The organism is Luteibacter sp. SVR4-7G (assembly GCF_056755555.1).
The window spans coordinates 1-7548 of record NZ_JBPGXO010000081.1; the positions used below are offsets into that span (position 1 = coordinate 1).

Consider the following 7548-nt stretch of genomic DNA (forward strand, 5'->3'; position numbering starts at 1 on the left):
TCACCGCTTCGATGCGATGGTTGCCTGCGACGCCTTTTGATCAGAAGCGCAGGCAACAGCCCGAACATAGCAAGTCGGTTGGGGCTTGTCTGTACGACGGAACTCAAACGACGCGCGCGTGTGCGCACGCGCTGCGGGAATCGCCCGCGACGCGCGGCCTGCAACGCGAAGCGCGACCTGCAAGATGTCGCCTTCCTTCCTACCCGTCGCTCCCGCGGAGGCGGGAGCCTAGTGACTCTGGCTGCACGTCTGCGAAAGCGCTCAGAGCGTACGTGAAGTCGTTCGCGAAAAGATGTCGCGCGCGAGGCGCGCTCCTACAGGGCTGCGTTGATTCCGCGCGGTGCGGCGAGCGTGCTGCCACGGAAACACGCGAGCCGTCGCTCTGGCTTTTGCCGCATGCAACCGCAGTGTTGGGAGGAGCCGGTGGCTGCCGTTTTTGGAGCGATTCCGCAGGGAGGCATAGGCCGGACGAGGACTTAGCGACAAAAATGGCAGGCGCCGGCGACCCGCCGCCACGCCCAAAACCAAGCGCGATGGCGATAGCCGAGCCGGCAGCCTCTCCCTGCGGCGAAGCCGCTTAAGACATGGGCACGCGCCAGCGGGCCAACCGACGCGAAAGGCTGTCGCGCGCATGGCGCGCTCCTACATGGCTTCGTCGATTGTGGCTGGTGTGTTGGTTCTCCCGGCGCTATCACCGGGGGAATGGAGATGATTCAGTACTCGCCCTGATGCGTGGCATCACGGCTGCCACACCTCGCCCTGGGGGCTGCTCAGCCGGCGGTCGAGGTAGTAGGCGGCGCTGATGAAGGCCAGGTGGGTGAGTGCCTGGGGGAAATTGCCGAGCGGTTCGGCGCGTGGGCTCAGTTCCTCGGAGAACAGTCCGAGATGGTTCGCGTAATGGATTCCGCGTGCCATCGCCTCGCGTGCTTCGTCCAGGCGGCCCGCGCGGGCCAGGCACTCTACGTACCAGAAGGTGCAGGTGGTGAACGCGCCGTCGCCGCCTTCCAGTCCGTCCGCGTTGCGGTAGCGGAAGACCATGCCGTCATCGGTGAGCTGGCTGCCGATCGCGTCCAGCGTTTTCAGCCATACGGGGTCGGTGGCCGAGACGAAGCGGACCAGCGGCATCATCAGTGCCGCGGCATCGAGGTCCTTGCCGCCCTTCGTCTGCACGAAATAGCCGTGCTCGGGATGACGGAAGTTGGCCCAGATGTCGTCGACGATGCGGTCGCGTTGCATCGCCCAGTCCACCACCGGCCCCGGTAGCGAGCGCTTGCGTGCGAGGCGCACCGCGCGGTCCAGCGCCACCCAGCACATCAGTCGCGAATGCAGGAAATGCCGCTGCGTGTCGCGCACCTCCCAGATGCCTTCGTCCGCGTCCTGCCAGTGTTCGCATACGTAGTCGATCAGACGCTTCACGTGCGTCCAGCCCTCGTGGCTGATTGCCCGCCCGTACTTGTTCGAAAGATAGATGCTGTCGATCAGTTCGCCGAAGATGTCCAGCTGGGTCTGCACGCGCGCCGCGTTCCCTATGCGCACCGGCCTGGAACCCGCGTAGCCGGCGAGGTGGTCCAGGGTCGACTCGTCCATGGCCTCGCTGCCGTCGAGCGCGTACATGACCCGCAGCCCGGCATGCTCGTCCAGCTCCATGAAGCGTTCTTCGGACCATTGGCGGAAGTGCTCGGCCTCCTCGACGTAGCCGAGGCGCATGAAGGCGTATACGGTGAACGAGGCATCGCGTATCCAGCTGGCGCGGTAGTCCCAGTTTCGTCCGGCCCCCGTGGCTTCGGGCAGGCCGAAGGTTCCCGCTGCGGCGATCGAACCGTGTTCATGCGAGGTCAGCAGCTTCAGGACTAGGGCGGAGCGGTCGACATGCTCCCGCCAGCGTCCGCGGTAGTTCGAGCGGCGCGCCCAGCGGCGCCACGCGTCGGCGGTCGCTTCCAGCGCGGCGACACATTCCCCGGCGTCGAGGGGATCGTATTCCTCGCCGCAGAGCACGAACCATGCTTCCTCGCCCACGCGCAACTCGAATTCCGCATGCGCCTCGCCCTCGCCGACCAGCAACGGTACCGACGCGCCGAGGCGCAACGAGTGCGCTCCGTCATGGAACACCACCGTGTCGCCGTACTCCTCCGCGTACGGGACGCAACGCGCATAGTCGAGCCGGGGGCGGCAGCGGACCTTGATCTTCACGCTGCCCCGCGACACGCGCATCCGGCGGATCAGGCTGCGCGGGAGGCGAACGTCCGCCTCGGGATGCGGCATGAAGTCGGTCAGCTCGAGGCTGCCTTTTTCGTCCATCCAGCGCGTGACGAGTACGTTCGTCTCGGGCACGTAGAGTTGCATGCGGCGCGCATCCGGCAATGCCGGCGTGACGGAAAACTCGCCACCCTTCACCGGGTCGAGCAGGGCCGCGAACACCGAGGGACTGTCCATGTGCGGCCAGCACAGGAAATCGATCGTGCCGTCGGTGGCGACGAGCGCGATGGTGTTCTGGTTCCCGATGACGCCATGCTCGCCGATGCTGCGCCCCGGCACGGGATTTTCTCGATGTGGCACAGGGCTCTCCGCGGCCGTCCGTGGCAGAGGAATGCCATACGGCATGTGAAGCCGGGCTCTACCCGGGAGCACCGCCACGGGCTAGCGCGCAGGCGCCTCCCGCATCAGAACTCCAGGCGATAGGCGATCTTGACCAGGCCCTCGTTGATGTCCTTGAGGCTGAAGCCGTGGCGGAACTGTGAGTTCACGTCGTCCTCGGTGTCGTCCTCATAACCGCCCCGGTTGTAGACGATGTAGAGGTCGGACAGCGGCGCGATCTCGTAGCGGTAGCGGATCTGGAAGCCCAGGTTCGCCACGCCAAGACCGTCCACCGGTTCGTCGCTATGGACGGTGCCGCCGCTGGGCGTCACCTCCAGCGTGTCGCGCAGCTTCGCGCCCACCGCCAGCGTCTGCAGCTTCACGCGCAGTTCCTGCTTGTTGCTGAGGTTCCAGTTGAGGCCACTGTCGATGCCGATGGTGCGGCCGTCGTAGGAACCCAGCAGGTTGCCGTGCCCCTGCCAGATCAGCCAGTTCGGGTCCCATTCGTAGCTGCCGCCCAGGAAAACGCTGAAGGCGTCGGTGATGAAGTACGTGGGAGTGAACTTGAAGTAGTAGCCGAGACGGTGGTAGCCGCTGAGCTGGTTGCCGGTGATGAAGCCCTCCGCTTCCCAGGCCCAGCGTCCCACGCGGGGGCGAGTGCGCTCGTATTGCAGCTTCGCCGTCGGCGGCGTGTGCAGCGCATGGCCGCCGCGCGTGAGCAGGTCGTCGTAGGCTGCGCTGAAGGTATCCAGCCGCCACTCTTCCTCACCGCCGTCGCGGCGCTGGCTGTTGCGCACGATGCGGAACCGGCGGCTGATGGGAAGGCCCCGCGTATTGTCCGCGCCGGAGATGCGGTACTGCCACAGGTGCGAATTGTATGCCGAATCCGCTGGCAGTCCGGTCACCCGCCGGCGCACTTCCCAGTGCAGGTATTCCATGTTGTTGCGCGGCAGGTAGCCGAAGTCGTCGATATCCAGCCGGTGGCCGAAGTACATGCCGAGCCACTGCTGCGCCCAGACATCGTTCATCTGCCAGTACGCGATGCTGGTGGCGCCGAGGCCCGAGGTGCCCGCGTTCGGCTCGTCGATCTTGCTGCCCACCACGTTGCTGGTGATGGTGAAGTCCGCGTTGGGTTGCCAGCGATGGTCGAAGCCGAGCACGTTGGCATCGCGGTCGAGATAGGGATGGCTGACATGCGTGGCGAGCATGCCGAAGGTCTGCGTTCCCATGTTCTGGCTGAGGCGGAGGGCGCCGAAACTGCGTCCCGCGTCGCCCTTCTCCTGCGCGGTCAGGATGCCGTAGTTGGTCGAGCCGACGCTGCCGTTGACCTTCACCGCCGCCGAGATGTCGGCGGCGCCGTGACCATCGTCCGAGGCGCCGCCGACGCGCCGCGTGTAGACCAGCTGCGAATAGTCGTCCAGCAGGCTGAAGTCGAAGATGCCCTGGTTCTCGGTGAAGAACGGGCGCTTGTCGGTGAAGAAGGTTTCCTCCGGAGAGAAGTTAACGACAAGGTCGTCGCTCTCCACCTGGCCGAAGTCGGGATTGATGGTGGCGGTGAGCTGGGTCTGTCCGTTGGGTTTCCAAAGGATGTCCGCGCCCTGCTCGAACGACGTGCCGCCATTCACGCGGTCCACCTTTCCGACCACGTATGGCGTCACGGCAAAGAGCGACTGCGAGTACGCAGGCAGTTGCACACGCTGGAAACTGGAAAGGAAACGGCCCTGGTCGAAGGTGATCGTCGGCCAGCCCATGCGCTCGCCGGTACTGCCGATGACGCGGTCGATGTAGAGGCCGATGGTGCGCTCGTCGCCATCCGGTTTGCGCATGGGCGCGATGTACCAGGGAATGAGCACCTCCACGGAATAGCCATCGGCGTCCTCGCTCACCGCGTGGTCCCAACGGCCGTCCCAGTCGTAGCTGAAGTCGGATTCGTTGGTGATCACCTCGTCGGCGATGCCGCCCTGCGACTTCACCTCGAAGTCGTAGCCCACGCGACCGTCGCCGTTGAAGTCCACCATGACGTTGATGCGGTCGACCAGGGCGTTCTCGTCACGCCGTGTCTGCTGGCGGGAGCGAATCACCGCGCCGTCCGGCTGCGTGGCGCGGATCGCCACGGCGAGACCCTTCGGCGTCGACAGCACCCATGCCTCGGTCGGCTGGCTGCCGGGCTTGCCGGTGAACGGCTGGGTCTGGCGGAAGTCGACGATGTGTTTCGCGCCCGCCCATTCCGCAGGATCGATACGGCCGTCGATCGTGACCTCCGCAAAGGCGGGGGCGGCGGCGAGGCCCAGGAGGGCGGCGAGGATGAAGCGAGAACGCATGGGGAGTCCGGGACGTGGAAACTTGCGGAAAGGATGCCTGTGGAAGCGCAAAGGTTTGCCATGACCCTTGGCCCATGCGCTCAGCCGGTTTCCCTGATCAGATCGATCAACGCGCGTAAAGGGGCGGGCACATGGCGCCTGCCGGGGTAGTAAAGGCATAGCCGGTCGAAGGGCGGCGTCCACTCCTCCAGCACGCGTTCGAGCCGGCCTGCGGCGAGCGCTTCCTCCACGTTGAATTCGGTGAGGTAGGTAAGGCCGAGCCCCGCCACGGCGGCTTCCAGCATGAGCTGCGGCTCGTCGAGGGTCAGCGCGCCGCTCACTTCCACGGCGAACGGCTCCCCATGCCGCTCGAATTCCCAGCGATATATCTGCCCCGCCGGCATGCGGGCGCGTATGCAAGAATGCCTGGCGAGGTCGGCGGGGGTGCGCGGATGCCCGTGCCTCGCGAAATAATCCGGGGAGCCGACCACCGCGAAGCGGATGCGGGGGCCAAAGGGAACGGCGACCATGTCGCCGGGCACGGTGTCTTCCGTGCGGAACCCGGCATCGAAGCCTTCCCGCACGATGTCGATCATGCGGCCCTCGGTCACGAGATCTACGTGCACGCCCGGGTAGCGGCGCATGTAGGGAATCAGGTAAGGCCGCATGACCCGCTGCGCACCGCCCATCGACGTATTGAGGCGCAAGGTACCTGCCGGCGCCCCGCCCTCGTCGCTGGCCCGTTCCAGGGCGCCACGGATGTCCGCCAGCGCCGGACCTACGTCCGCCACGAACCGCTCCCCCGCCTGGGTGAGGCGGACGCTGCGGGTGGTCCGGTGGAAAAGCCGCGTTCCGATGCGGGCCTCAAGCGAGGCCACCGCCTGGCTGAGCGCCGAGGTGGACATCTCCAGGGCTGCGGCGGCGGCGCGGAAACTGCCGTGATGGGCCACGGCCAGCACGGCTTCCAGCTCGGTCAGTCCAGATCGCATTATCCGCCCCTGCTTAACAAGTCATTCGGCTTTGTCCTTCTTATCAGACTAATCGCCCGGCCGCATCCTTCCAGGCAACGGCTCCTCCCCCTGTTCCCAACGTTCGCCAGGAATTCGCATGCACACCATCGACCACATCTACATCGACGGCGCCTTCGTCGCCCCGCACGGAGAAGAGCGCTTCGAACTCTTCAATCCCGCCACCGAGGAAGTCATCGGCACCGTTCGCCTCGGTGACGCGGAGGACGCCCGGCGCGCGATCGCCGCGGCGAAGCGCGCCTTCGCCACGTTCTCCCGGTCCGGCATCGACGAGCGCGCCGCCCTGCTCCAGCGCATGCACGACGCGGTGCGAGCCCGCGAGGACGATCTGCTTGACGCGATCCGCGAGGAATACGGTGCGCCTGTTTCGCGGGGCCGCTGGATGGCCGGCCATGCTTCCAGCGTATTCGCCGAAGCGATCGAGACACTGCGCGCATTCGACTTCGAACGGCGCATGGGTTCCGCAACCGTGGTCATGCAGCCGGTGGGCGTCGCAGGGCTCATCACGCCCTGGAACAGCAACGCCGGCTTCATCTGCGGCAAGCTCGCCGCGGCCATCGCGGCGGGGTGCACCGCAGTCATCAAGCCCAGCGAAATGAGCGCGCTGCAAACGCAGATCGTTACCGAAGCCCTGCACGAGGCAGGCGCGCCTCCCGGCGTGTTCAACATCGTCACCGGCCGCGGCGACGTCGTGGGCGCCGAGATCGTCGCCAGTCCCGACATCGCGAAGATCTCCTTCACCGGTTCGACCGCCGTGGGCAAGGGCATCGTCCGGGCCAGCGCCGACACGCTGAAGCGCGTGACGCTGGAACTGGGCGGCAAGTCTCCCAGCGTCGTCCTCGACGACGCGGATTTCGCGAAGACGGTGCCACTGGTCGTCGCGGCGGGCTTCATGAACAGCGGCCAGGCCTGCATCGCCGGCACGCGCATCCTCGTGCCGCGTTCGCGCCTTGCCGAGTTCGAGGCGATGGCGAAGGCGGCCGTCGAAGCCGTCGTCTCCGGCGATCCCGGGGATCCCGCCACCGAGGTCGGTCCCATGGTGAGCGCGAAGCAGTGGCAGCGCGTGCAGGGCTATATCCGCAAGGGCATCGAGGAAGGTGCGCGGCTGATCGCCGGCGGCGAGGGCCGTCCGGAAGGCCATGCGCGTGGCTGGCTGGTCCGCCCTACCCTGTTCACCGACGTGCGCAACGACATGACCATCGCCCGCGAGGAGATCTTCGGGCCGGTGCTCTCCATCATCGCTTACGACGACGAGGAAGACGCCATCGCGATCGCCAACGACACCAGCTACGGCCTGCAGGCTTACGTGCATTCCTCCGACGAGGCGCGTGCGGCACGCGTGGCATCGCGTATCGACGCCGGTCGCGTGCTGGTCAATACGCTGACCCATGATCCGAAGGCGCCTTTCGGCGGTTTCAAGCAATCCGGCCTAGGTCGCGAGCACGGACGCTTTGGCCTCGAAGCCTACCTGGAGCCCAAAGCCCTCCTGGGCCTTTAGTCCCCCTGTAGGAGCGCGCCTGCGCGCGACATCTTTTCGCCCCAGCCTTCAAGCTGGCGCGCCAGCCCCATGGCACGGCCTCAAAAGATGTCGCGCGCACCGCGCGCTCCTACATCGCCCGTTCCTCTGCTAACGTCTGCGGGACGAC

At 66.3% G+C, this 7548-nt stretch carries 4 protein-coding genes; 1 reads left to right on the forward strand and 3 read right to left on the reverse strand.

The window, feature by feature from the left end:
• Positions 1–738: 738 nt before the first annotated feature.
• The 3 genes from ACR9ZH_RS18260 to ACR9ZH_RS18270 form a co-directional block, all read right to left on the reverse strand.
• Positions 739–2556 (reverse strand): glycoside hydrolase family 15 protein, encoded by a 1818-nt coding sequence (locus tag ACR9ZH_RS18260; RefSeq protein ID WP_481292186.1) that lies wholly within the window; start codon positions 2554–2556, stop codon positions 739–741.
• Between the two features lie 104 nt (positions 2557–2660).
• Entirely contained in the window at positions 2661–4895 is a 2235-nt protein-coding gene (locus ACR9ZH_RS18265) for a DUF5916 domain-containing protein (RefSeq protein WP_481292187.1), read from the reverse strand.
• 80 nt (positions 4896–4975) lie between these two features.
• The gene (locus ACR9ZH_RS18270) at positions 4976–5863 is read right to left on the reverse strand and encodes a LysR family transcriptional regulator (protein ID WP_481292188.1); all 888 of its coding nucleotides are present in this window, start codon (positions 5861–5863) and stop codon (positions 4976–4978) included.
• A gap of 118 nt (positions 5864–5981) precedes the next feature.
• On the opposite strand from ACR9ZH_RS18270, the gene ACR9ZH_RS18275 reads away from it, so the two are divergent.
• Positions 5982–7400, forward strand: a complete 1419-nt coding sequence (locus ACR9ZH_RS18275) for an aldehyde dehydrogenase family protein (RefSeq protein ID WP_481292189.1) — start codon at positions 5982–5984, stop codon at positions 7398–7400.
• Positions 7401–7548: the final 148 nt, after the last annotated feature.

What these genes read in the sequence shown, in the direction of transcription:
- ACR9ZH_RS18270 (WP_481292188.1), bottom strand. Translation starts at nt 5,863, where the DNA reads ATGCGATCTGGACTGACCGAGCTGGAAGCCGTGCTGGCCGTGGCCCAT.
- ACR9ZH_RS18275 (WP_481292189.1), top strand. Translation starts at nt 5,982, where the DNA reads ATGCACACCATCGACCACATCTACATCGACGGCGCCTTCGTCGCCCCG.
- ACR9ZH_RS18265 (WP_481292187.1), bottom strand. Translation starts at nt 4,895, where the DNA reads ATGCGTTCTCGCTTCATCCTCGCCGCCCTCCTGGGCCTCGCCGCCGCC.